Origin of the sequence: Paraburkholderia sp. BL9I2N2 (genome assembly GCF_004339745.1) — a bacterium.
Classification (GTDB): domain Bacteria; phylum Pseudomonadota; class Gammaproteobacteria; order Burkholderiales; family Burkholderiaceae; genus Paraburkholderia.
On sequence record NZ_SMGP01000001.1, the window covers coordinates 3,399,542 to 3,424,145 of the forward strand.

General features: G+C 58.3%; 16 protein-coding genes and 1 pseudogene. 4 read left to right on the forward strand and 13 right to left on the reverse strand.

Features of this window, described 5'->3' with window-relative positions; all coding sequences use genetic code 11:
* Positions 1–1,140: 1,140 nt before the first annotated feature.
* Positions 1,141–2,313: a dTDP-4-amino-4,6-dideoxygalactose transaminase gene (rffA, locus tag B0G74_RS15720; protein ID WP_132375819.1), complete on the forward strand. Its 1,173-nt coding sequence runs from the start codon at positions 1,141–1,143 to the stop codon at positions 2,311–2,313.
* Between the two features lie 241 nt (positions 2,314–2,554).
* On the opposite strand, the gene B0G74_RS15725 is transcribed toward rffA, so the two are convergent.
* From B0G74_RS15725 to B0G74_RS15770, 10 genes are all read right to left on the reverse strand, one after another.
* Complete coding sequence (locus tag B0G74_RS15725; protein WP_132375820.1) at positions 2,555–3,463, reverse strand: glycosyltransferase family 2 protein; 909 nt, start codon at positions 3,461–3,463, stop codon at positions 2,555–2,557.
* 75 nt (positions 3,464–3,538) lie between these two features.
* Positions 3,539–4,693: an NAD-dependent epimerase/dehydratase family protein gene (locus tag B0G74_RS15730; RefSeq protein WP_132375821.1), complete on the reverse strand. Its 1,155-nt coding sequence runs from the start codon at positions 4,691–4,693 to the stop codon at positions 3,539–3,541.
* Positions 4,690–5,340 carry an acyltransferase gene (locus tag B0G74_RS15735; RefSeq protein ID WP_132375822.1) on the reverse strand — a complete coding sequence of 217 codons (651 nt, stop codon included), beginning with the start codon at positions 5,338–5,340 and terminating at the stop codon, positions 4,690–4,692. Before B0G74_RS15735 ends, B0G74_RS15730 begins: the two co-directional genes overlap by 4 nt.
* A complete protein-coding gene (locus B0G74_RS15740) occupies positions 5,337–6,338 on the reverse strand; it encodes a glycosyltransferase family 2 protein (RefSeq protein WP_132375823.1) in 1,002 nt (333 codons plus the stop codon). Before B0G74_RS15740 ends, B0G74_RS15735 begins: the two co-directional genes overlap by 4 nt.
* Positions 6,339–6,347: 9 nt before the next feature.
* Positions 6,348–7,838: an oligosaccharide flippase family protein gene (locus B0G74_RS15745; protein WP_132375824.1), complete on the reverse strand. Its 1,491-nt coding sequence runs from the start codon at positions 7,836–7,838 to the stop codon at positions 6,348–6,350.
* Positions 7,839–8,326: 488 nt separating this feature from the next.
* The gene (rfbA, locus tag B0G74_RS15750; RefSeq protein ID WP_132375825.1) at positions 8,327–9,220 is read right to left on the reverse strand and encodes a glucose-1-phosphate thymidylyltransferase RfbA; all 894 of its coding nucleotides are present in this window, start codon (positions 9,218–9,220) and stop codon (positions 8,327–8,329) included.
* Positions 9,221–9,230: 10 nt separating this feature from the next.
* Positions 9,231–10,292 (reverse strand): dTDP-glucose 4,6-dehydratase, encoded by a 1,062-nt coding sequence (gene rfbB / locus B0G74_RS15755; protein WP_132375826.1) that lies wholly within the window; start codon positions 10,290–10,292, stop codon positions 9,231–9,233.
* Positions 10,293–11,685: 1,393 nt separating this feature from the next.
* Positions 11,686–12,420, reverse strand: a complete 735-nt coding sequence (locus B0G74_RS15760) for a Crp/Fnr family transcriptional regulator (RefSeq protein ID WP_121308590.1) — start codon at positions 12,418–12,420, stop codon at positions 11,686–11,688.
* A gap of 473 nt (positions 12,421–12,893) precedes the next feature.
* On the reverse strand, positions 12,894–14,291 hold the full coding sequence (locus B0G74_RS15765; RefSeq protein WP_243658194.1) for a malate:quinone oxidoreductase: 1,398 nt from the start codon (positions 14,289–14,291) through the stop codon (positions 12,894–12,896).
* Positions 14,292–14,768: 477 nt separating this feature from the next.
* Positions 14,769–16,316, reverse strand: coding sequence for a methyl-accepting chemotaxis protein (locus B0G74_RS15770; RefSeq protein ID WP_132375828.1), 1,548 nt, complete (start codon positions 16,314–16,316; stop codon positions 14,769–14,771).
* A 272-nt stretch (positions 16,317–16,588) separates the two neighbouring features.
* Here B0G74_RS15770 and B0G74_RS15775 point away from each other — a divergent pair, with 272 nt between their 5' ends.
* Together B0G74_RS15775 and B0G74_RS15780 are read left to right on the forward strand one after the other, a co-directional pair.
* Positions 16,589–17,689: a glycosyltransferase gene (locus tag B0G74_RS15775; protein ID WP_132375829.1), complete on the forward strand. Its 1,101-nt coding sequence runs from the start codon at positions 16,589–16,591 to the stop codon at positions 17,687–17,689.
* A 558-nt stretch (positions 17,690–18,247) separates the two neighbouring features.
* A complete protein-coding gene (locus tag B0G74_RS15780; RefSeq protein ID WP_132375830.1) occupies positions 18,248–18,541 on the forward strand; it encodes a hypothetical protein in 294 nt (97 codons plus the stop codon).
* A 228-nt stretch (positions 18,542–18,769) separates the two neighbouring features.
* Here B0G74_RS15780 and B0G74_RS15785 read toward each other — a convergent pair whose 3' ends face one another.
* The 3 genes from B0G74_RS15785 to B0G74_RS15795 form a co-directional block, all read right to left on the reverse strand.
* A complete protein-coding gene (locus tag B0G74_RS15785; protein ID WP_132375831.1) occupies positions 18,770–19,099 on the reverse strand; it encodes a hypothetical protein in 330 nt (109 codons plus the stop codon).
* Between the two features lie 448 nt (positions 19,100–19,547).
* The gene (locus B0G74_RS15790) at positions 19,548–20,924 is read right to left on the reverse strand and encodes an IS4 family transposase (RefSeq protein ID WP_132375832.1); all 1,377 of its coding nucleotides are present in this window, start codon (positions 20,922–20,924) and stop codon (positions 19,548–19,550) included.
* Between the two features lie 844 nt (positions 20,925–21,768).
* Entirely contained in the window at positions 21,769–22,479 is a 711-nt protein-coding gene (locus B0G74_RS15795) for a nuclease-related domain-containing protein (RefSeq protein WP_132375833.1), read from the reverse strand.
* A gap of 382 nt (positions 22,480–22,861) precedes the next feature.
* On the opposite strand from B0G74_RS15795, the pseudogene B0G74_RS15800 reads away from it, so the two are divergent.
* Positions 22,862–24,438, forward strand: a pseudogene (locus B0G74_RS15800) (IS3 family transposase).
* The last annotated feature ends 166 nt before the right edge of the window (positions 24,439–24,604 follow it).

Genomic DNA, 24,604 nt, shown 5'->3' on the forward strand with positions numbered 1-24,604 from the left:
CGCCGAAAGTCTGCAATGGCCGATGATGCAACTGCATGATCCGTGCTGGAACGCGCGCTGTCTGTGCGGCGCCGAACGTTCGAATGCCCGAGTGCATGTGGGGCACCCATTGCGGAAAGCTTTTGCCGCAGAACGACCGGCACAGGAAGGTCGATCGATATACTAAGTACTACTTCCATATCCAGTCCGTAGAATTGTTCCGTGACGGACACTCGGTCTGCGCGAAGCCGCCTATCTGTTTCTCCGCGCTTATGCGAATCACTGCGACACCGCCTCACGAGGATTCAGGCATGGCGACACGACTTGAACCCCGCATCGTGCAGGGGCGCCGCCTAGTCGGGAAACGCCACTTCAGTAATTTATGCAGGCTTTCGTGGTTCATATCGGGCGAAACTTCATACCACCTATTAATGCAACTGTAATCAATCCTGCCACACCACTATTTGCGAAACAAATAGTTTGCCCGCCTGTCGGCTATGCACCTACCTAAACTGAATCGGCGCCGCGCAACGTGCGCTAAACCACAGACTCCGACGTGGCAAAGGAGGTATTCCTATCACATTTGCGCAAAGTCGCGATGGACGCGGCGAAGCTTGTCGCTCCATCGAGAAGCTTGCTACCCGGATCTTGGAGATGGTGCCTTTGAACACGCATATTCTCAGTTTTGGATCGTCTCGCGCAGACAACGAAGCGGGTAACTTTTCGTTGCGCGACATGCTTCATCTATTGCGAGACCCTGTCTGGACACTGCTGGCATTTATCGCCTTTGCGACGTTCGCAGCTTCTCCTATTTTCTTGCGGCGCCTATCTGGCCGTCAGAGCTTTTGGTCATGCACGACTTCAGGAAAGTCGCTGCTCAACTGACCGAGCAGTTCGATCTCGTACCAGTCGACGCTCCGCCTTGCCTGATCTACAAGCAGGCCGCGCAGTCCACACGCACCATCTATTAGACAGACGAAGTGTCACGCTACAGAACAATCTCCAGTTGAGATCCACAGCAAGGGACTTCACGCAACTTGCTTATTGAAACACCTGGCGAGTTCGCCGGAACGCGGGGCCTTGAAGCCGGGCAGCTTCGAGATCCAAATATGTGTCGCAGCGAGAACCATTGATTCTCGATCATGTTGAGGTGAACTATTCATGAGCCGATCTACGCCGCAAATTGGAATCGAGGTAAACGAGAATCGTATTCCCTTTAATACGCCCGCTATGACGGGTAATGAACTGAAGTACGTCGCAGAAGCTCACTTCAGTAAAAAGCTCGCTGGCGACGGCTCCTTCACAGGACGTTGCAACGAGTGGCTGCAGGAAAGAAGCGGTGCCGGCAAGGCATTGCTGACTCACTCCTGCACAGCCGCGCTTGAGATGGCGGTTCTGTTGCTGGACATCCAACCCGGCGACGAAATCATCATGCCGTCGTACACGTTCGTCTCGACGGCGAACGCATTCGTCCTGCGCGGTGGCGTGCCTGTCTTCGTGGATGTCCGCGAAGACACTATGAATCTCGACGAGCGATTGATCGAAGCGGCGATCACGCCGCGAACTCGAGCGATCGTCCCGGTGCATTACGCCGGCGTGGCTTGCGAAATGGACACGATCGTATCCATCGCTCAACGCCACGGACTCAAAGTCGTCGAAGACGCGGCGCAGGCCGTCATGGCAACCTATAAGGGCCGTGGCCTCGGCTCCATTGGCCACCTCGGAGCTTACAGTTTTCACGAAACGAAAAATATCATCTCGGGCGAAGGTGGCGCGTTGCTCGTGAACGATCCCGCCCTCACGAGGCGCGCGGAAATAATCCGTGAGAAGGGCACTGATCGAAGCCGCTATCTCCGCGGAGAAGTCGACAAATACACCTGGCAGGAAGTCGGCTCTTCATTCTTGCCAGGTGAGTTGATCGCTGCCTATCTATGGGCTCAACTGGAAAGTGCTGAAAAGATTACTCAGGCGCGCCTCGCGCACTGGGAGCGATATCATGCGCTTCTCGAGCCGTTCGAGCGCCGCGGCGCGCTCCGTCGTCCGATCGTGCCGAAAGAGTGCCAGCACAATGGGCATATGTATTACGTTCTGGTTGAAGACGAACACGTGCGCCAGCGTCTACTCGATGAATATAGAAGGCAGGAAATAGGTTCGGTATTTCACTATGTTCCGCTTCATTCATCGCCTGGCGGGCAACGGTACGGCAAAGCTGGCGGCCCATTGGACGTTACCATCGACCAGTCAAAACGCCTGATTCGCCTTCCCCTCTGGGCCGGCTTGACCGAAACGCAACAAATGCGCGTGGTTGACATTTTCAGCGCGCTAGTGAAATAGGGCTGACCCACGCTGGACGTGCTTGTGCGAATCGCATCCGGGCGTTGACGAATGGTCGTCGGCAGCGGTCCGGATGTGCTCACGCACCGGAAGGTGCGGGGGGTGATGATGTTGCCGACCTCCGTCCCGGAGTTCTCCTATCTCGCGCGGTAGACTTTCGCCGCCATCGCTTATGCCGGGGTGCACGCCGGGAAATTGGCAGCACGCTGGAGTAACGATGCGCTGCCACGCAGTCTCTCAGTCAATGATCGGCGACTGACAATGAGAAGCCGGCTCTAAGTCCTTTGAACACGCTCGACCTGGCCGCCGGCGAAAACTTCACGCATTTGACCGTCAACGTGACGACCGCATAGGCAATCGCAATTGCACGGTGTGCAGGTGCGAGGTGCTTGCGGCTGAAATAAACGCGATTGCGCGCCGTATAGAACAGGCTGAAGGGACTTTCATTGCCGCCGGTAGACACCGCTACCTTGTGACCGACGCTCGATGTCGGCACGTATAGCAGGCGGATATTGGCACTCTTCATGCGCCAGACGAAGTCGCTGTCGTCGTAATAGACGAAGTACTTTTCGTCCATCATTCCGACTGTCTGAAAGATGCTTTTGTGCAGCAACATAAAGCAGGTCGGCGCGTATTCTGTAAACATTTCTTCGTCGAACTGGCCGCGATCTTCCTTCCGATCGCCCACGTGCGGCGTGGTGGCGGTAAGCGGCGAGAATCTTCCGCCCGCACACCATATCCGATTGGTGCCGTGATAGGTGATCTTGGGCACCGAGGCCAACGCACCCGCCTCCTCGGTGTGCCGCACAAGTCCCGCGATCACGTCGGGATCCGGGAAGTCGGTGTCGTTATTGGCCAGCAGAACGTATTCGCATCCGTCTGCAAGCGCCATCTCTATACCCTGATTGTTGCCGCGAGCGACGCCGACATTGTCGTTATTGAACACGATATCCGCGTGAATATTGTTGAGAGCCGCAAGCTCGCGCGATATCGCACACCCCGTATCCTTCTCGCTGTTGTCGATCACGTACAGCTTGAAATTCGCATCTCGCTGGGCGGCCAGACTCTTGAAAAAATCAGGAAGCACGGAATCGGAGCGATACAGCACGGTGACAATCCCGATCAGCGGCGAACCATATCTCGTTGACATATCGCGTCCTTCAAATGAGTTGCGGAGGCGGCCGTCGCTGCGCCTCCGTCATAGCGTGAGGGCGTCACCGATGTGTCATGCGGCGCGTTCACAGCCCTTGTATAGACCCTTCTCCCGCATCTCGGCGATGCTCTTCTCGTAGGTATCGGCCATCACCTCCTGCTGGTCGACCCACCGGGCAAACCGTGCGATGCCTTCGCTGAACGACACCTTGGGCTCGAATCCGAGCATGTCCCTTGCCTTGGTCAAATCGGCGTAGACATGGCGTACATCGCCCAGGCGGAATGCGCCCGTCACGGTGACGCTGACATCGCTGGCATACACCTCGCACAAAGTCTTGGCGACGTCCATGACCGAAGTGCGCACGCCCGAACCGATGCCGAACACGTTGTCCGCCGCGTTCGCGTTCGTGAGCGCTGCGTAGGTCGCATCCACCACGTCATCGATGTAGACGAAGTCACGGCTTTCCAGACCATCTTCGAAAATATTGATCGGATTGCCGTTTTTGATGCGCGTCGAAAAGATCGAGAGAATGCCCGTGTAAGGGTTCGATAACGACTGCCCCGGGCCGTAGACATTCTGATAACGCAACGCCGATGCATCGATGCCGATAGAACGGCAAGTCGTCATCACCATCTGTTCCTGAGTCTGCTTGGTAATGCCATAAAGCGAGGTCGGATGGATTTTCGATTCCTCGTCGGTGGGCACGCACTCCATCACTTCGCCGCTTACCGGGCAGAGATGGTCGAACTGGCCCTCAAGCATGTCTTTTTCCTTCCGCGGACCAGGATACAGAATGCCGGCGGCCGGGGAACGATACTTGCCTTCGCCGTAAATCGCGCGAGACGAAGCAACGACCACTTTGCGCACGGAATTGCGGCTATTTTTCACCAGTATGTCGAGAATCAGCGCTGTGCCGTGCACGTTCACGTCGACATAGCGATCGACCTCGTACATCGATTGGCCCGTACCCGTCTCGGCCGCAAGATGAACGATCGCGTCCTGCCCCTGCATGACACGTTCGAGCATGGCTCGATCAGTCACCGACCCCTTCACGAAGTGCACGCTTTCCGGCAACGATGCGAAGATCGCAGACGTGACGCTGGGATTCTCTCCGTGAATCTGCGGGGAGAGGTTATCGAGGACCGTGACTTCCGCATTGTTGGCGCAGAGCTTGCGCGCCAGACTCGAGCCGATAAAGCCGGCGCCACCCGTAATCAGGACTTTCATTGTTTCTCCCTCTCCCAACATCTGGTTTCGAAGTTGTAGCGCTTGATGATTTGCGCCGGATTACCTGCGACCACGCAATAGTCGGGAACGTCGCGGGTCACTACCGAATGCGCGCCGACCACGACGTGGCGGCCAATTTTCACGTTGGGCAGAATGACTGCGCTAAATCCAATAAAAGCGCCCTGCCCGATCACCACATAATTACCTCGCGTGCGAATACGCTCGCCAATGCGAGTGGTGTCGTTGACGTTCTCATACGGATGCTCGACATCGACAATGGCAACGTTGCCGGTAATGGTCGCGCCGTCGCCGATCTCGATTGAAGAGCCGCATACGATGTGAACGTTCTGCTCGATATTGACCCGGCTTCCGATCGTGAGCCGCGGCGGCGCAGCCGAATCCGTCACGACAAGTTCGATGCGCGCACCAGGCCGAATCAGTACACGCTCGCCAATGGACGCGTAATGCACGTTGACGAGTAGCATGGGACGAAAGATCGTCGTTTTCGCGCCGACCGACTTGAACACATGCGCGTACCACAGGCGTGTCTTGAGTCGGTACCAAGCGAGAAGTGCGCGGTTACACAGATCGAGAAGCCTCAATCTTTTAGTGGCAGGACGCTCGTTCTCCTGTACGGTGGTACTCATGCGTTGGCCCGCTGTCGTCCGGTCACTTGCTTGAGCCGCGTATAGACAGCGCGTGACAGACGTGGCCACCGGCGCGTCGAGTACAAAACCAGCTGTTTCGTGCTGATTCTTGCCGCGCGCCAGCTCGACTCGATGCAGTCCTCGAAGTTATCCTCGTGTCCATGCTCCAGATAGAAGATGGCCGAGGTCAGATAGAACTTTGCGCGCCCCCGGTTGACTGTGTCGCTCGCCATGCCGAGATCGGCCGCGATCTGGCAGGTCTGGATCATGTCGGCCATGTATTCCCTATGACGCTCGGGATTGTTGATTCGTGTCGAGGTCATGCCGGTCCGGTTGACACGGTAAAGGCCCCACTCTTCGTCCAGGTAGCAGCCTTGCCAGCCGAACACCACCTGGAGCAGGTGGGCCACATCACAGACTGATTTCAGACCTACGTCAACGGGGCTGCGATGACGCAGATGGGCCCGATACATCTCCGAGCTATGAAAAAAATACGGTCCGTTTTTGATGAGGAATTCGGCGTCGAACGTTGCGGGCTTATTTTGGGGTAGTGGATACGGCACAGACTCCAACGTATCCTGGTCCACCGTGCGCATCCTATGGACCACGAGACCGCATTCAGGATGCTCTCTTAAGAAATCGAGTTGGCGCTGCAGCTTGCCAGGAAGCATGACATCGTCGCCGTCGATGTTCGCGATGTATTCGCCCTTCGCCATCGCGACGGTATCGGCGAAGTTCGCCGCGAAGCCGACGTTGGCGTCGTGCGAAATGACCTTGATCACATCCGGATAGCGCGATCGAAACGACTCGATGACGTCGAGGGAGTTGTCCGGCGAATTATCATCGCCCACGATCACCTCGAATGGCACATCGAGCTTCTGGTCGAGTACGCTTTGGAGGCACGGACCGACATACTCGCCTTGCCGGTAGCAGAGCACGATGACCGATAGTACGGGCGTGGCTTGCTCCTGGACCGGAGGGTAAAGGTTAGTATCCATGCTGTTGTCTCAGTTGAGGACCAGCCGCCCGGCCAGGTGGCGAGCCTTTCGTTGAATAATCGGCGAGACCGCGATGGTCAATGCGGCCATAGCGAGCCACGCTCCTGATAGAACAAAGAACAGACCAATACGCGAACAGCTTGTGAGATCCGCGAAACTCAACAACAGTCCGACGGGGGTGAGCGCAGCGATACGCGCAGCGAGGCCGCGATACCAACTGGCGTTGATACCGGGGATAAACTTTCGATGTACGATCGCAACCCAGCCGAACAGGAGCAGAAAGTTCATTCCCGCCCACGCATAGGCAGCGCCGACCGCACCGAGATGAATGCCGCCAAATAGGACCGCGGGCGCATAGAGGACAAGAAAGCCAATATTGCCTTTCAGATGCAGAGACAGGTCCCCTTTCGCGTACTGCACGATAAACGCCAGCGAAGCGATCGCTGAAAATGCGTTTCCTGCCGCATAGCATTGCATCGTTCGCAAGGCGTCGGGACTCAACGGTGCGCTTGCGGACCAGAATCGAAGCACGGCCTCGGGCGCACAGATGAACACTGCCGCAACCGGGATCACCGCCAATGACGTCAGTTCAGTGGCCAGTGCATACATCTGGCGAATTCGTTCCCCGCCGCCGAAGCTTTCGGTAGTCAGCCGTGGAATGAACGCCTGTTGAATCGGGTTGGCCAGCAACAAGATACCGCTCGCCAACAGAGTCGCCAGGCTGAACACCGCAAAATCCGCGAGCGGCAAAATTTTCGAAAGGGCGATCTTGTCGATCTGTGTGGTGCAGGCCCAGATCACCGTCGCCAATGCAATCGACAGCGACAGCTTCGCGCGCGACAACAGTACCTTCCATGAAAAACGCGTCGACAAAAACGGTATGTCGATCGTACGGCCGAGCAGTGTCCGCATCGCGGCCGCTTCTACGACAATCGCCAAAAGTTGCCAAACAAAGAAGAACTCGATACGCGGCCAGATCATGATGATCGGCACAACGAGCACCGTGCGTATCACGGCAAAGGTGATGACAATTCCGTTGAGTGCAACCTGTCGATCGATGCCGACCACACCCCCACGGTATAGCGCACCGAGCCACCGCCCGATGGCAGTCAGCATCATCAGCACAAATGCCGTACGAATCACGCTCGGAGGCAGTGTGGACGCGTTCAACCATCGTTCGGCGAAATAAGGCGCGATGAAGATCGACAAGACGAACAGGATGGCGCTGGTGCCGAGAATCAGCTTTTCCAGTGATTCCAGCAACAACCCGACTTCAGCTTTCGAACCGGTACCGGCCCGCAGGCTGCCGAGCTCCCGGCACAACGTGGGCGAAAGCCCGAAGTCGAGAACGAGTACCCATGCGAGAACCACCGCGTTGATCGCAATCAGTCCATAAGCTTCGACCCCGAGATGACGCACGTATATCGGGACCATGACGATGCCGAGCAACGCGGTCACCATCTGTCCAACGAAATTTGCGAGCAGGGTTCGTCTCAACATCGCGGTCTGCCAGTAAATTAGGTAAGGGCTGAAGGTACCGCCAGAGTCGCCGCGAATTCTGAATCGACATCGTTAATATCAACTCATCGCGAACGTGTCTTAGGGCGAGCGCTTGATCTGCCAAACGACCGAAAGATGCCACCTCCATTCCGGCCGGTCGATGCCGGAATGACAATTCGCGCTGACCACAACGCGTTTGGACGATAGGGAAAAATGACTACTTGTGAAACTTGATGTATTACGAAAGTATTTGATGCGGCCTCACGGCGTATTTTGACTATCGGCAAACGCCCCTCGACTGCGTGAACAGACGCGCATAGGAACACTTATGCGCAAGCCAACTTACGATGCGCATCACTGCGGTCTACGCCTTGAAGCGTACCTGTGCAGCTTCGATTTAAATGTGCGGCGGCGCACGTTCAGCTAGTTGCGTATGAGCTATCGCATGGAAGTCGGAAGCAGCTTCGCTCCATTCGAACATGACGGGGTCAACGGCTTGGCCACGCCACCTGATCCTTCGGAAGATTGAGCAGATACTGGCCATACGCATTCTTGGCGAGCGGTTTGGCGAGTTGGAGCAATTTCTCCTCGTCGATCCAATGTCGGCGGAATGCAATCTCTTCCGGACACGCCACTACCAAACCCTGACGCTTTTGCAGCGTTTCGATAAACGTAGCCGCCTGAATCAGTGAATCATGCGTGCCTGTGTCGAGCCACGCGTAGCCACGGCCCATGATTTCCACTTCGAGCGCGGCATTGGCGAGATAACGCGAGTTGACGTCGGTGATCTCGAGTTCGCCACGTGGCGACGGTCTGATGTCCGCAGCGATGTGGCAGACCTGGTTGTCGTAGAAGTACAGACCCGTGACCGCGTAGTTCGAACGCGGCTTTTCGGGCTTCTCCTCGATGGAGAGCGCGTGAAAACTCTTATCGAACTCGACTACGCCGTAACGTTCCGGATCATGCACGTGATACGCGAACACGGTCGCGCCGCTGTCACGCGCATTTGCGCGCTCGAGCTGCGCGGCGAGATCGTGGCCGTAGAAAATGTTGTCGCCAAGAATCAGCGCCGACGGATCGTTGCCCACAAAGTCCCGGCCGATGATGAACGCCTGCGCGAGCCCATCCGGCGACGGCTGAACCGCGTACTGGATGTTCATGCCCCACTGGCTGCCGTCGCCCAGCATCGCTTCAAAGCGCGGCGTGTCCTGCGGCGTCGAAATGATCAGCACGTCGCGAATGCCCGCCACCATCAGCGTGGAGAGCGGATAGTAGATCATCGGCTTGTCGTACACGGGCAGCAACTGCTTGGAGACCACATGCGTGATCGGATACAGGCGTGTGCCCGAGCCGCCCGCGAGAATAATGCCTTTGCGCGCCATTGCCGTGCCTTTACGCGCGCTGCGCGTAGTTGGTCTCAACCCACTTGCGATAATCGCCGGAGGCAACTTCGTCCGACCACTCCTGATTGTCCAGATACCACTGCACCGTTTTCGCGAGGCCCGTTTCGAACGTTTCCGCAGGCTTCCAGCCGAGTTCGCGTTCGAGCTTGCGCGCGTCGATCGCATAACGGCGGTCGTGGCCCGGACGATCCTTCACATAGCTGATCTGATCGCGGTACGACGCGCCCGCCTTCGGACGCAACTGATCGAGCAGGTCGCACAGCGTATGCACGACCTCGAGGTTCTTCTTCTCGTTCCAGCCACCGACGTTGTACGTCTCGCCCGGCGTGCCGCGCGCGAGCACTTCGCGGATCGCGCTGCAATGGTCGCCGACATACAGCCAGTCGCGCACGTTCTGACCGTCGCCATAGACCGGCAGCGGCTTGCCGCCGAGCGCATTGGCGATCATCAGCGGAATCAGTTTCTCGGGGAACTGGTACGGACCGTAGTTGTTCGAGCAGTTCGTGGTGAGCACCGGCAGGCCATACGTATGATGGTAGGCGCGCACCAGATGGTCGGAACCCGCCTTGGTGGCCGAGTAAGGGCTATTCGGCGCGTACGGCGTGGTCTCGGAGAATTGCGGATCGGTAGCGGAAAGCGAGCCGAACACTTCGTCGGTCGACACGTGCAGGAAGCGGAATTCCGCTTTGCCGGCGTCGTTCAACCTGCTCCAATACGAGCGAGCCGCTTCCAGCAGCGTAAAGGTACCTACGACATTGGTCAGCACGAAGTTCTCCGGCCCGTGAATGGACCGGTCGACGTGAGTCTCGGCCGCCAGATGGATGATCGCGCGCGGCTTGTATTCGGCGAGCAACTCGTCCATTGCAGCGCGATCGCATATGTCGGCGCATACGAAAATATGCAATGGATTGTGCTGCAGAGATTTCAGCGTGCGTAGATTGCCTGCATAGGTGAGCTTGTCGACATTCACGACGGGTTCATCGAAGATTTGCAGCCAGTCGAGCACGAAGTTGGCGCCGATAAAACCGGCGCTGCCTGTCACCAAGATCATGGAAGCCCTTTGGAAGCCGCCTTCATGCAGTTGCGCGGAAGGTCGATTGGAGTCTGGCTGACATCCGTTGAACGATGCGTCCACGGGACGTCGGTAAGCAGCTTTGATATAGCTTTCCATCGCGACTTCCAGCGCCGCGAACAGATGCAACCAGCTTAGTGTAGGGTTCTAGAAATCTTGTTTCAGTGCGGAAAGCAACATACACGCTTTCTCCCGCACTAACGGGGGTAAGGAGGAGAGCTTCGGCGGTCGGGCAACGCTTGCAGTGTTCGCGTTGCCCGTGTCTCCACCACATGGCGTTGCCGGGGTTCGGCCTTATCGCCGATTGCCGGCCATTTCTTTTGCTGAGAGCCGCGTCTGCGTCGTCGCGATGATCGGCGCGGCCTTCATGGTTTGCGGCAGATGCCCCTGCCGATGCGCATCGGGACGCAGGCTGCCTGCGCGTCCCAAAGAAAGAGTTAGTTATCGTCTCGTGGCGTTCTGGAACGTGCGACACATAATGCGCATACGAAAACGCCAATCACCACGCCGAATATGAAGCATAAAAAATGTGTCAAAACGCTCGACATTTACCTGGTCCTTTCAATTGAGGCGAGATTGAATTTATAACGATTCACCTCCTTCGCGATTCACCGGAAGTCACCGCGCGCAGCCGGTAGAACGTCAAAGACACACAGGCAGCAGCGATGGTATGACGCGGCGGTTAGCGCGCCAATCATCATACTTTACTAGAATCGCGACCAGGTCGGAAAACGGCCCAACTGAAGCAGTACGCGTATGGCGTGGCAGTGGATGCGACATCAGGCACCAGCCGGCTGCGGATGATCGCGCCCGTTGGAGGTCACAGCGTGAAGCCAGCCGCGCATACGAGCATGGCAAAGTCGGCGAAAGCGCGGATGTAGTGCGACGCGAGGCAAGAACTGCAGGCCGCCGCGTAATGACAGTTTGACAGACAAAGCAGACGACGAACGGCAACTTCCGATCAGATCGCGCGGCCTATGCAAGGGCAGTAGGCCGACGAGTCGCGGGCGGGCGCTCCGCGCGAGAGTGATTGCTGACACGCGCGAATAGCTCTCCGCAGGAGCGGGAAACTGCCGCGCACGATCCCGAGCACACGGACCACGGCACGGTATTTCGTTGGCCAGTGCCTGACCATTTGTCTCCAGGCCTTCTTTCTTCTTGCGCTACAAGCACCGCGGCCGATCAATCGCGAGCTTACCAATATCACGACACGTGAGCGGCAAGCCTACTCTTTCCGATACCGGCGTCAGGCTCCCTGAAGCCAGGTGCTCGCCACATTTTATAGTTCCGCAAGGCCAGCAATCTGTGCGAACACGCAACATACTGCTGGCCGTCCCAGACTTCAATTCGATTTGTGAATACGGCAAAACCCTCAGCGCGTGACTTCCATCGCGTTGATACGCGGCAATAGCCGATCGAATTCGCGTTTCACGATCTCATAACATTCGCATGAGCGCGCCTCAAGTCCGGTCCGATCGAGGATCCGCACACGGCCACGGCTGTGATGGATGAGATCGGCTTCGCAAAGCTTGCCGGAGGCCTCAGTCACGCCTTCACGACGCACGCCGAGCATGTCGGCAATGAGTTGCTGCGTGACTTGCAAATCGCTTGTGCCCGAACGATCGATATCGACCAGCAGCCACCGGCACAGTTGCTCGTCCAGTCGATGCAGCCTGTTGCACGCCGCAGTCTGTGCGACCTGCGTGAGCAGGGCCTGCATGTATAGCAGCATCAGTGAGCGCAGCGAAGCGCAATTGCGCAACGCTTCGCGCAGTGCTGTAGCGCTGATTCGATAAGCGAAACCCCGGCATTGAGCCTGAACGCTGGCTGGCATGGTGTCTCCGCCCGTCAGGATCGGCACGCCTGTCGTGCCATCCCTGCCGATCGCGGCAATTTCCACCGAACTGCCGTTTTCCATGGTTTGCAGCAGAGACACGATCGCTGTGGCCGGAAAATAGACGGTTCGTATGAGTTCACCGGATTTCGACAGCAGTTGCCCCGGACTCAATTCGACGAGTTCAAGATGAGGAAGTATTGCGTCCCATTCATGCGTTGGGAGCGCCTCGAACAGACGGTTGCCACGGCGGTATGACTGGAATGTCGTCATCATTTCCCTCACGTAAGTATCGCAGCCCGCCTTGGTACGGCAGGCCTCGCTCGAATCGAGGAACCAATGACGATGCATTGCCCTCATTCGCGCGGTCGGCAAACAGAAGCGGTAATGGAGACGATCAAAGCTTCGCATTGGTCATCGCGTTGCATTCGATGTCGCAGTGCAGCATAGCCGCCAAAGAAGGTCGCGCCAATAATGCTGGCGGAATAGCCCGCACGATCGGCGGATATAAGAGGACTTATTTGCGTTGAACGTTCGTTGAAACGCTGGACGCCAATGTCACTTTGCTGCAGACCGAAAGGACCCCGATGTTAGCTGAAGTGTCAATAGGTCGTAGTGTGGATTCACAACATGTCCAGTTTATTAAGGAGGTCTATGGGACGACATAAAGCGAACGAACCCGCCCTATCTCAGCGACTCGAGTCGGTGAGCCAGTGTGGTGCTGAGTGGACATGCTTGCCCGTCAGTCAGCGGCGATGGTCCGCTCGACCGCGACGTGGCCGGCCCCCGGCATGTGTGTCGTCATCCGCCGTCGCGATCATTTCCGCTTCCTGTGCAACAGCCTTCTCGGCCAACGCTTTCAGAACTCCGGTCAGAATCCGCCTGCCGATTTCATGATGAAAGATCCAGACGCCATGGATTCGTCCGGTGAATGCGGCCTCGCTCCCGATCTCCGGGTCGGGCCGAAAACCGGAACCCAGCCCAAACGTGAAGAGTCCGCGTATCACTTTGCCGTTAGTGTCGAGCGGACGGCCGAATTTGTCGACCTCGATGCCGCCCTGGCGGAACAGCAGAGGAATCTCCGCCCCTCGATGGTCGACCAGTACGGACATGTTGGGCCCATAGCCGGCGCTATGAACCACGCCACATGACTGCGTGAGACAGGTGGCAGCACGGGCGCGCTCGCCTTCCCCGGAGGCGGCATCGATCAATTCGACACGCGGCTTCGTTCCCGCGACGCGACCTTGCGACATCACCGAACATGCAATCTCGAATGCGCGGTAGCGCAGACCGCTCGAACGGTTCACGCGCCGCGTGATCGGGCAAATATCGTTGACTGGGTCGACCATATAACCCCATGCGCGCGCTTCCTCCTCGGTTTCAAAAAACAGCCGGATCGGCGAGCGATGAATGATGGCGATTTCATCGAGTCCGGCGCCGCCGAGATCAGTCGCAAGACGCTCGGTCATCGTGAACGCGCTATGCGAGCCGCCGATGATCGTGATCCGGTTCATACGCCGGGCCGCGGCAGGGGCGAACACGGGCGCGAAGGTGTCGACCAGTTGCGTGCTCGTGAGGCGAAGCAGTTCATCCGACGTGCAGGTGATGACGCCGTTGCCCGGCAATGGAATGTCCAGCGTGCGGCACAGATCATCGACCTCTTCGACGCGCTGCGTTCCGCCCAGATTCATCACGACGGTGTCGCTAATCACCATCCGGCGTGCCGCGGGTCTGCGCGTGTCGTGATAAGCGATTTCGAAGCGGCCGTCCCGGTCGCGACGAATCGCATCGATTTCGTGTCCGCGCAGTACATCGACGTCGAAATGTTCGACGAGGTGCTCGATGAGTCGCTCGGCAGCCAGCGTGAGCAGTTCGCCGACCTCGGAGAGCAGCGGCGCACCGTCGGGGTCCGCGGCCAGTTTCCTATGCAACTCGTTGTATTCGCGGATGTCGCCGAACACCTCGTCGAAGCGTTCGTGCTCGAGGCACGCGAGGAAAGATTTGGCGACCGAGTTGCCTGTAACGTTTACATAGTCGCCGAGCTTGCCTGCTCCGAGGCTCGCGCGTTTGTCGATGATCAGCAGCCCGTTTCTGGCCACCTCTGCCAGCTTGCCGCTCTTGAACGCGTAGAACAGGAAGCCCATTCCTGCCGGGCCGGCGCCGCACAACACACACGAGTAATCGCTTGGTACGCTCCCGGAACTATCCGGATCTACTGCTGAGGACCTCTGCATGACTTTTGGGCTCGATAGTTGTCCGCTGTGAATTGATGCGCCCCATGCGCGTCGCCGGAGTCGAGGACATTCCTCGGATCGGATTCAACACACAATATCCCTTAACGAGACGCATCGCTCTGTGCGCTCGCGCACGGACAAAATTTCGAAACCTTACTGCAAGGTATCTATAGCCCAACATTTTGCTGTACGGAATAAATTTCCTGCCAAGCATTGCGTCGGGAAATTGTTCTTTTGGCAAGCAATCGACGTACCACAAAAACATAAAATGCCACACATATGGGCACATTTTACAAAATCTAACACTTAGGATTTCTTATTTAAATTGCTGTTAGTGCCCTGTTAAAACCGGCACTCGCGAACAACGCGAGCGCGGCCCCTCTGCCATTACGCCATCTGGAATACCGCCACGGCGTCGCGCAATATGGTCGCCTGCTCTTCCAGCGACTTCGCCGCCGCAGCTGCCTCTTCCACGAGCGCCGCATTGTGTTGCGTGACTTCGTCGATCTGCGAGACGGCCTTGTTGACCTGTTCGATACCGTCGCTCTGTTCGAGTGCGGACGCCTCGATCTCGTTCATCACGCCAGTCACTCGCTCGACGGCGCTCATGGCTTCGTGAATCGTCTTCTGCGCGTCGGACACGAGGGAGGCACCCTCCTGAACCTTGGCGGCCGATTCGCCGATCAGTTCCTTGATTTCCTTCGCCGCCGCACCCGAGCGCTGTGCGAGGCTGCGCACTTCCGAAGCCACGACCGCGAAGCCACGCCCCTGCTCGCCGGCGCGCGCCGCTTCCACCGCGGCGTTCAACGCCAGAATGTTGGTCTGAAACGCAATCCCCTCGATCATGCCGATGATTTCGGTCACCTTGCGCGACGACTCGCTGATCCCATCCATCGTTTCAGTGACACGCGAGACCACTTTGCCGCCACGCGTGACCGTGTCGAGCGCGCCGTGCGCGAGCCGGTTTGCCTGCTTCGCGTTGTCCGCGTTCTGTTTCACGGTGGCCGACAACTGCTCCATGCTCGCGGCGGTCTGTTGAAGCGCCGCTGCCTGCTGCTCGGTGCGCGAAGACAGATCCGCATTGCCCGACGCAATCTCGTTTGCCCCTTGTGTGATCGCCGTCGTGCTGCCGCGCACCTTGGACACGGTTTCGACGAGGCCGTCGCGCATCTTCGTCAACGCGCCCAGCAGCTGGCCCATTTCGTTGCGCGATTTGATCTTGATGGCGACAGTCAGATCACCGGCGGCGATGCGCTCGAAGTGCTTGACGGTTGCGTTGACCGGCTTGATCAACGCCACTGACAAACCAATGCGCGCCGCCACGCCGATCACGAGCGCGATAGCGCCGATTGCGGCGAACAGCAGCGTCGCGATCTGGAAGCGCTGCGCGGCCGTTTGGGCTTGCTGATGCTGGCTGTCGATCCGCGAATGTTCGAGCGCGTCGATCGCTTTCGAATAGGTGGCGTAAAAGCCGTTCGCCGTCTCGCCCTGAATGTTGCGGAAGGTATTGAAATCGAAGTCGGCCAGCGCCTTGAACTCCGGCTCGATCGCCTTATCGACCAGCGCGCCGCGTGCCTGCTCCACGTTTTGCGCGAGCTTCTGCTCGTTCTCGTCCGCGAACGGACCGGCCATGTAATTGCGGAAGTCTTTGTTCGATTCGACCAGCACCTTGTGCGCGGCCGGCAACAGGTCATCGGTCTGCTTGCCGACGCTAAAGAGCGTCTGATACGAACCCAATGCGAGTTGCACTTGCAGCAGCTTCTCGGAGCTTGCCTTCAGATGCGACAGCGCGGCCGCACTACGCTGCGTGTCGTCGAGGCTGCTGTTGGCGAGCTTGAGCGCGCCATAGCCGACACCGATCACTGTCAGCAGGAAAGCGACGAATACGCTGATCACCAGCGTCAGGCCGCCACGAATTGTGATGTTATTTAGCATTGGGTCTCCGGAACGTCTTGCCGATCGGCGGCGGAACAGATTGGCAGGCGCGCGCGCCGTCTTTTTTTGCGCGTGACTTACTCTTCGCCGCATCCAGGTTAACGACCTCGCACGAACCCTGCTAAATAGGTGGAATCCATGACCGGCGGGCGTTTGCGAGTGTCTTTCACCTCACTATCTGGGATATTCGTGCGACTACGCGGCACCGCTCGTTTTCCGGGCGTTGCGCGTTTCGTTTGTATAATTCGGCGTCTTCGCTCAGGCCCACTTTCATGCTTAGTTTTGCGCTCGGCTTTCTCGTTTCACTGCTGATCACGCTGTTGATCGTGCGCTACGCGCATCTGCATGAAAAATTCTCCACCGACACCGATCTGGCCGGCGTGCAGAAATTCCATGTTCGCCCGGTGCCGCGCATCGGTGGGACCGGGATTCTGCTCGGGCTGATCGTCTCCGCCGTGCAGTTGCATCACGCGTATCCCGCCGTGTCAGGCGGCATTCTCGGGCTGATTGCGTGCGGCATGCCGGCCTTCGGCTCGGGTCTGGTCGAAGACCTGACCAAGCGCGTGTCGCCGCTTGCAAGGCTGGTCTGCACGATGGCCGCGGCCGCGCTCGCCTATTTCCTGCTGAACATCGCCGTGACGCGCATCAGCGTGCCGCCGCTTGACTTCCTGCTCTCGTACGCGGTGATCTCCTGCGCGGTCACGGTGCTGGCGGTTGCCGCGCTCGCCAACGCGATCAATATCATCGACGGCTTCAACGGACTCGCGTCGATGGTCGCGTTCATGATGTTCGCCTCGCTCGCCTACGTCGCGTTCCAGGTGTCCGATCCGATCGTGCTGTCCGCCTCGTTCATGATGATGGGCGCGGTGCTCGGCTTCTTCATCTGGAATTTCCCAGCGGGGCTGATCTTTCTCGGCGACGGCGGCGCGTATTTCATCGGCTTCATGCTGGCCGAACTGTCGATCATGCTGGTGATGCGCAATCGCGACGTATCGGCGTGGTATCCCGTGCTGCTGTTCATGTATCCGATCTTCGAGACCTGCTTCTCGATCTACCGGAAGAAATTCATTCGCGGCATGTCGCCGGGCATTCCCGACGGCGTGCATCTGCATATGCTGGTGTACAAACGGCTCATGCGCTGGGCGGTCGGCGCGCGTACCGCACGTGAATTGACGCGGCGTAACTCGCTGACGTCCCCGTATTTGTGGCTGCTGTGTCTGATCGCGGTCGTGCCGGCCACGCTGTTCTGGCGGCATACGCTGCATCTGTTCTGCTTCGTGGTGGTGTTCGCCGGGACGTATGTCTGGCTCTACGTGAGTATCGTGCGCTTCAAGTCGCCGCGGTGGATGGTGGTCAGGAAAAGGAGACGGTGAGCGCGGCTCACCGCTCCCCATATCAGCAGAGTTAGAGCGAGCTCAGCCTCTTCTGCGCGTGCGGGCCTCCTGTATGCGTTGCCGGTGCTCGACGAAGAAGTCAGAGCGCGTGCCTGGATGTCACGTGCATCACGTCGGTCACCAACGCGAATGGGCAGACGCCCTGTCCCGGTGGGCGCAAACTATTGCTCGCGTACCCTTAGGTGCCGGTAAAGTCCGCGACGCTCGAGCAGTGCCGTTGGAGGCGTGGGAGACAACGCTACCGCTTCATGGAAAAGGACCAAACCCTTCGATGGCCCGCAGCCTTTGCGGAAGGAGATTGGGCAGAAACCGCAGCTTTGCCGCGCTCTGCTTTATTGGCGAGGCATGTACGAACCGCTGCCCGAAAACCGAGTGCCGCCTGACGGGCAAGTGTCCCCGACTTACGAGGAAAGGCTAACGGAAATGGCCTCCATTTCAGGCGTAGCGTCGTCCGAGCCGATGCTGCGATAACCCTTGCCGACATATAGACAGGGCAAAACCTAAATCTCCATTTGGACAGACTTAAAAGGCTTCAGCATGACCGAAAAATCGCCCACCGGCGCCCATAACCTTGCTTACATTTTAATCCCCACCCGGGCAACCCTCGGTTATCCGAACCGATTCAAGAAACTCCGCGCTGTAACGCAACGTCGTCGGCAATTCCTTGATTTTTCAGAAAAACTACACAACATACTCGATCCCCTGTCGGGCGAGCGCTATACCACAGCTTATCAATTCTGGGCGCCTCAAGGATTCGCTTCGCCGGCCTTACGTCCGTCCTTGACCCGCCAAACCTACCCACTCAAAATTCAAAAGAGGCAAAATACTTGAATCAAGGAGCTCAGACCGGTAACAAAAGACCTGAGTCAATGTGCCGCCCAAAACGATTGGCGCTGCGCAGCTTTCCAATCAGCCCGGCGGTTTGCTGGGCGCAGTACGTCCGCGGTTTTCGTGGAGAGCCGGCGCGGCAGCGAACCGCATCGTTCATCTCCGACAGATCCGGGGCCCAGATCTGTAAGACCGTGTTGATCTTACCCGCGTGATTGCCGAAGTTGCGAATCATACACCGGACGGGATAGCCGGATGCCACTGGTTACATGCGCGGCACTTATGCCGACACGCCGCCGGTTCTAACGATGCTGCACCCACAAGCATTGTCCGCAGCGCTGTAAGACGTTGCTGCTGGGCAGGCACGAGCTGAAACTGGTCACCGATGCCTGCGATGCGACCGAGCCAATATGATGGGCCGAAGTATTCCGAAGCATCGCCCATGCGGCTATTGACCAAGTAACAGACCACCTTTTCGAGATGCGCTATTTCAGCGTCAGCGAGCGGCGCAGGCCGCTTGAATCGATGTTGTTCATGCGCAATCGTTGCTTTCGGCTTCATCGGAGGACGCCCTCCGACTGGCTCGAAGCCGGATTGAGCAGCGCACAGCCAGACGCACCACGAGCTCGAATGCAAACCCGGCCAAGCGGGAAATCTGCGACGCGCCCAGAATTGCGGATGTTGTGGCGAACGCCATCGGGAGGGTTGTCGCGAACGCCTTTAAAACCGCATCTGCGTTCCGCGTAACCTTCGCTCACGCCGGGACTGCGGCAATACACTGTTTTGGATTGCATGACTCGATGAATTCTCTTTCGGTGAATTCATCTTGCCGGGATCAATGAGAAGTCAAGACAGCTCGGTGCGTCGACCGTCGCACGCAATATAAAGAACGCAAATTGACATCGAGCCTCGGAAAACCGTAGCCCTGTCGAGCACGCAGCCGCAGTAAGCAACGAATCACGACGTCGCCACTGCCGGGTATTCAGGGCCTAGCCCGAATGGCACTTACTTAAGCCCGTGGCGCGTGCCCATATTTTCGGACGCGCTCGCGTGCGATGTGACGAGGCTCTTTCAGCCATGGGTAAGACTTCGGTCTTCGTTTGCGCATTCGTGGTTCGATGCGACCGGGGCGATTCCCAACGCAAGACTGCGCGATCAGGTAGAACAGGAGACTCTGGTCGTGGGTTGCTGCCAGACCTCGGGCCAGCCATTCAGTCCATAACTGCACGGTGGGTTTGAAACTCAGTGTTCTCGGATCGGTGGCATAGTGGCTCGCGGCCTGAGCCATCAGCAACCGAATCACGTTATAGGCCAGCAGATGGACCCAGATCTCCTTCTCGTTCATGTGGGCAGTCTGGCAATGCAGTACCTCCATACCCATCGTCGTCTCGATGTTGCGTAGATCCAGTTCCACGTTCCAACGCCTGGCGTACAACTGCGAGAGGTCCTGTTTGCTGGTCTTGCGTGCATCAAGCATCGTGGTGACCAGCACCCGGTGATGCAGCCTGGACTCGCGCACCATCAGTTCATCGGGGAAGGCCTGGTACTGCTCACGCGTCATCCAGTCGGGACGCTGCCGGGGTTTGGGCCACGTCACAATGTGATCGCGCATGCCCAGCGACTTGCCTCGCCGAAAGTCGGTGCGGCGCGCCCCATGCTGTTCCATCACGACATCCACTCCGGCGGCGATCATTGAGGCCATCAGAAAGTAGTGGCAGTACAAGGCATCGGCGACGATCACATCACCTTTGCGAAACGTATCTTGCAGCATGCGAAACGCCGTCAGCTCCCCGCTGCCTTTGCCCGCGTACGTTCCGACACCCGCCTCCAGCACGGCGCCGCTTGCCAGACAGATCACCGCAACCAGATAGGCTAACGGAAATCCCACTCCTTCGGCCTGAGAACTGGACTGCGGGAAGCGGGCCTGGTTCGACGGCGTATCGGGCATCGAGATCCCTGTCCCGTCAACCAGCTTGACCGGGCGCCCGCGCCACGTCCAGGCCGGTCTGGCCTGCTCGTGCAGTTGACGTCCTGTCTCGCGCGTCAACTCCCGCACCATCGTCAGCGGCAGTCTCTGGCGAGCGCGGCAGTAGCCTCCTGTACGCACACTCATGGGTCGCAGCCCGTCGGCAGCTCGCTGCGCAGCCCACCCGTTGACCGCCTTCTGACAGGAGGCGTCCTCTTCCAGCGCCTGGCGCATGAACATCGACAGTGTCACCGTCGGCGGATACAGCCGTTCCCGATGTTCTGGCAAATGCGCTTCCGTTATGTCCAACAGCCCAGGGCTCGTCAGTATGTTGAAGTAATCAACCGCCTGTGCCCTGCGTGCCCGGCTTTGAACGCCGCCTGGTGTTTGCCTGTGATGACTTCGTGCATTACGATCCATGGGGGCTGGTCCTTGGAATGAGACGGGTGTTTGCTTGGTAACAACCATCCTATCAATCCCTGGATCAGCCTCCTCCGTTTCTCTTCAAGTACTTACCCGCGTCTTCTCCTCCACGCTGGCTTAAGTAAGTGCCATTCGGCCTAGCCCCCAAGCACGGGTCCCGACCGGCTGAGAGAATACCGGCGGAAATGAGTCTTGTCCCAACGGAAGTTTGATGCGAGGCGCTCCGTATGCCGCAGAAAGTGAGTGAGCGCTGCTGCTGCCATCGTGTAGGGAAATGGACGGGCGTTGACCTACGCCGCAAAGGCTTGCGCAAAAGACGGCAGCGGAGTCGTCAGCACGAGTTATTCCAGCAGACGCATGAGCGACTGTCCGGCACAGCGGCATCGCTTATGCTTACCGAACTCTCGATCATGATGGGCGCAATCGTGACGTATCCGTGTGACATCCGGCGCTGCTCTTCGTGTGGCCGATCGTCGAGACGTGATTCTCGATCGGCTGGAAGGACTTTTTTTGCCAGTATCGTCAGAGATTCCTGACAGCGTCATCTGCATGTGCTGGTTGCATGCGGCTGGTGCGTTAGGCAGTGGACCGCGGACTGCGCGTGAATGACCTGGCGGAGCTCGCTGACGTCAGCCTCTTTCTGATTACTGTGACTGATTGCGGTGGCTGGCGACGTCGTTCTGGCGACATGCGCCCGCAATTGCTTTATGGTGGCGTTTGCGGTTGCGAATGTCTGGCCGTATGTGAATAGTGTGTGGTTTAGGTTGCCTGAACGGATGATGGCGGGGAGGAGAAGCGGCGAGCGCGGTTTATCCCCCCATATCAGCAGCGTTGGTCCGACTCAGCCTTGTTCGCGCACGCCAGGCTCCTGTATGCGTCGTCGGTGCTCAGCGAGGGCGTCCGGACGCGTGTCTGCGTGTTGCAGAATCACGTCGGCGATCTTGCGAATGGGAAGGCGCCCCGTCCCGGTGCGCGCAAACTGCTGCTGGCGTACCCTCAGGTGCCGGTAAAGTTCGCTACGCTCGAGCAGCGCCGCTGGAAGCGTGGGTGCTACCATTGCCGCTTCATGCGAAAAGACGCCTAGCCCTTCGACGATCCACAGGCGAGGTGCAAGCAACTCGCGCAGAAACCGCACCTTTGCCGCGTTCTGCCGGAGTGGCGACGTGCGCACGAGCCGCTGACCATCAACCGTCGTCAGCGTCACCGTCTCATCGGTTTCGCCACGTGACACGACACCGGTCCGATGCTTCGTTTCGATCACGAAAATTCCGAAGGGCGTGATCGCCAGATGATCTATTTCGGCGGTCGGAAACGTGCTCCCTGGCGCGTGAATCAGGACAAGACCGTCCAGTACTAACCAGTCGTCGCCGCACAGGCGCGCGAGGTGCGACCGCAACTCAGCTGACACCTGCCGCTCGCCGTCCTCCCCGCGCTCCCGGGAAGAGAGCGTGCGCCCTTTCGAAGGGTCGTCGTCGGGCAAAAGCTTATCGTTGAAGCTTACGTACGCGCAGAACAACGCGGCCATCAGCCCGAAGACTGTCTGAATCAGCATGCTGGTTTCTCCTTTGTTGACGTAGGTGAAACCAGCGTATCGAGTGCCAGAAAAAGTCAAGCGTAAGGTCAGGATCGTGAGCCCCGGAACAAGCTGCCAGGCGTATGGACGACTATCCCTGGGGGCTTCACACTCGGAATGCGTCGCTGTCCCAGCTCGCGGGCCGCCTTGCACAGGTTGCCTCGGTGCTCCATGACGGCCTCCATGGTCTTAACGCGCGCAAGCACCGGAATGTCCGGTCGCGAACAGGTAGCCGCATCGGGGATATTCATTCTGGACACTCGATGCAGTTGCGATAAGAGTCGTATTGAGTAGGGCACCCCCGATGTCATAGTAGTTGTCGCCTCTGAATTTTCTTAATTTGAAGAGTCAGAGGTGTAGGTTGAAGGCGAAACAAACGTATTCTGTCGAGTTCAAGGAACAGGCGCTGTCAAAGGTCTTGCAGCGCGGGAGCCGCACGGTTGGATCGGTGGCCGACGAATTGAACATGAACTTGCTGACATTAAGGAAGTGGATGAGAGGTAGCGCCGCTGTGGGTCGGAACCCGGACTCCGGACACGCAAGACGTCCAGAAGACTGGTCTCCGGAAGAACGGCTGCTGGCTTTGCATGAAAGCCATGGACTGGTCGACGAAGCATTGAACGCGTGGTGTCGGGAGCGGGGTCTGTTTGCTCATCATCTCGCGCAGTGGCGCGCGGATTTTTGCGCCGTCGTCGGACTCGGTAGCCGACGCGAGAACGCGCAGGAAGTACGGGATTTGAAGCAGGCCAATGTGCAACTGCAGCGCGAACTGAACCGCAAGGAGAAAGCGTTGGCTGAAGCAGCGGCACTGCTGGTACTGCAAAAAAAGTATCGTGCGCTGTTCGAGGGCGAGGCCGAATGACGGCCCTTGAAGAGCGCAAAACATTGATTGGCCTGGTCAGCGAGGCGACAATGGCCGGGGCTCGCCAGGCGAGCGCGTGTCATGTGCTGGGGTTGAGTGCGCGTACGGTGCAGCGCTGGCAAAGCGGCGAACCTGACGCGGTCGATGGGCGCTCGTTACGACAATACGAACCTTCTCACAAGCTATCCGCCGACGAGCGCGCTGAACTGCTGGCAGTCGCGAACTCGGCCGAGTTTGGTCATTTGCCACCAAGCCAGATCGTCCCTCGCCTGGCCGACCAGCAACGCTATATCGCCTCGGAATCCACTTTCTATCGGGTACTGAAAGCCGGGAAACAGCTCGCACACCGGCGTAGCGAGCGGCCGGTCAAATCGCGCAGCAAACCACGCGCGGTTTGCGCGGACGCGCCGAATCAGCTCTACAGTTGGGACATCACGTACTTGCCGGCGACGATCCGGGGGCAGTATTTTTACCTGTACCTGTTCATGGACGTGTTCAGCCGCAAGATCGTTGGCTGGCAGGTCTATGCCGAAGAGAGTAGTGCCCAGGCCAGCGAGGTCCTCAAGGATCTCTGCGCGCGTGAGGCGATACAGCCTAACCAGGTGATTCTGCATTCCGACAACGGTGGCCCGATGAAGGGTGCCACGATGCTCGCCACCTTGCAGGTCCTGGGCGTGATGCCGTCGTTGAGTCGCCCCGGCGTGAGCAACGACAACCCTTATTCCGAATCGCTGTTCAAAACCCTGAAGTACCGGCCCGCTTATCCACTCGAGGCGTTCGATACCCTGTTAGCGGCCCGCACCTGGGTCGCAGAACTGGTGCGCTGGTACAACCACGAACACCGCCACAGTGCGATCCGTTTCGTGACACCGGCCCAGCGCCATGCCAATCTTGATCAGGACATTCTCGAGCGCCGCAAGATGCTCTACGAGGCTGCGCGCGGGCGTCATCCGCTCCGGTGGAAAGGCGCCACGCGGGACTGGCAGCGCATTCATGTCGTTCATCTGAATCCCGATCGGGCTGACCCAAACAGCGCGACCTCGCAACCCCGAAACCAGGAGCTAAAAGCAGCCTGAATTCCAATCGTCGAGGCGACAACTACCTTGAAAACTTCCGGGGCAATGAGCACGCGCTTTCTGATCCACAATAAAAACTGGCGCCAATGCTCAAGTCTCTCGGCCACATCCTGAGATGTCAGTTGCTGCATGGACCAAAGACTGACGAGAAACCGCAAATGCCCGC

Bases quoted from the DNA above. Each gene is read 5' to 3' on its own strand.
- rffA (WP_132375819.1), top strand. From the start codon at position 1,141: ATGAGCCGATCTACGCCGCAAATTGGAATCGAGGTAAACGAGAATCGT.
- B0G74_RS15725 (WP_132375820.1), bottom strand. From the start codon at position 3,463: ATGTCAACGAGATATGGTTCGCCGCTGATCGGGATTGTCACCGTGCTG.
- B0G74_RS15730 (WP_132375821.1), bottom strand. From the start codon at position 4,693: ATGAAAGTCCTGATTACGGGTGGCGCCGGCTTTATCGGCTCGAGTCTG.
- B0G74_RS15735 (WP_132375822.1), bottom strand. From the start codon at position 5,340: ATGAGTACCACCGTACAGGAGAACGAGCGTCCTGCCACTAAAAGATTG.
- B0G74_RS15740 (WP_132375823.1), bottom strand. From the start codon at position 6,338: ATGGATACTAACCTTTACCCTCCGGTCCAGGAGCAAGCCACGCCCGTA.
- B0G74_RS15745 (WP_132375824.1), bottom strand. From the start codon at position 7,838: ATGTTGAGACGAACCCTGCTCGCAAATTTCGTTGGACAGATGGTGACC.
- rfbA (WP_132375825.1), bottom strand. From the start codon at position 9,220: ATGGCGCGCAAAGGCATTATTCTCGCGGGCGGCTCGGGCACACGCCTG.
- rfbB (WP_132375826.1), bottom strand. From the start codon at position 10,292: ATGATCTTGGTGACAGGCAGCGCCGGTTTTATCGGCGCCAACTTCGTG.
- B0G74_RS15760 (WP_121308590.1), bottom strand. From the start codon at position 12,420: ATGACGACATTCCAGTCATACCGCCGTGGCAACCGTCTGTTCGAGGCG.
- B0G74_RS15765 (WP_243658194.1), bottom strand. From the start codon at position 14,291: ATGGGCTTCCTGTTCTACGCGTTCAAGAGCGGCAAGCTGGCAGAGGTG.
- B0G74_RS15770 (WP_132375828.1), bottom strand. From the start codon at position 16,316: ATGCTAAATAACATCACAATTCGTGGCGGCCTGACGCTGGTGATCAGC.
- B0G74_RS15775 (WP_132375829.1), top strand. From the start codon at position 16,589: ATGCTTAGTTTTGCGCTCGGCTTTCTCGTTTCACTGCTGATCACGCTG.
- B0G74_RS15780 (WP_132375830.1), top strand. From the start codon at position 18,248: ATGACCGAAAAATCGCCCACCGGCGCCCATAACCTTGCTTACATTTTA.
- B0G74_RS15785 (WP_132375831.1), bottom strand. From the start codon at position 19,099: ATGAAGCCGAAAGCAACGATTGCGCATGAACAACATCGATTCAAGCGG.
- B0G74_RS15790 (WP_132375832.1), bottom strand. From the start codon at position 20,924: ATGGATCGTAATGCACGAAGTCATCACAGGCAAACACCAGGCGGCGTT.
- B0G74_RS15795 (WP_132375833.1), bottom strand. From the start codon at position 22,479: ATGCTGATTCAGACAGTCTTCGGGCTGATGGCCGCGTTGTTCTGCGCG.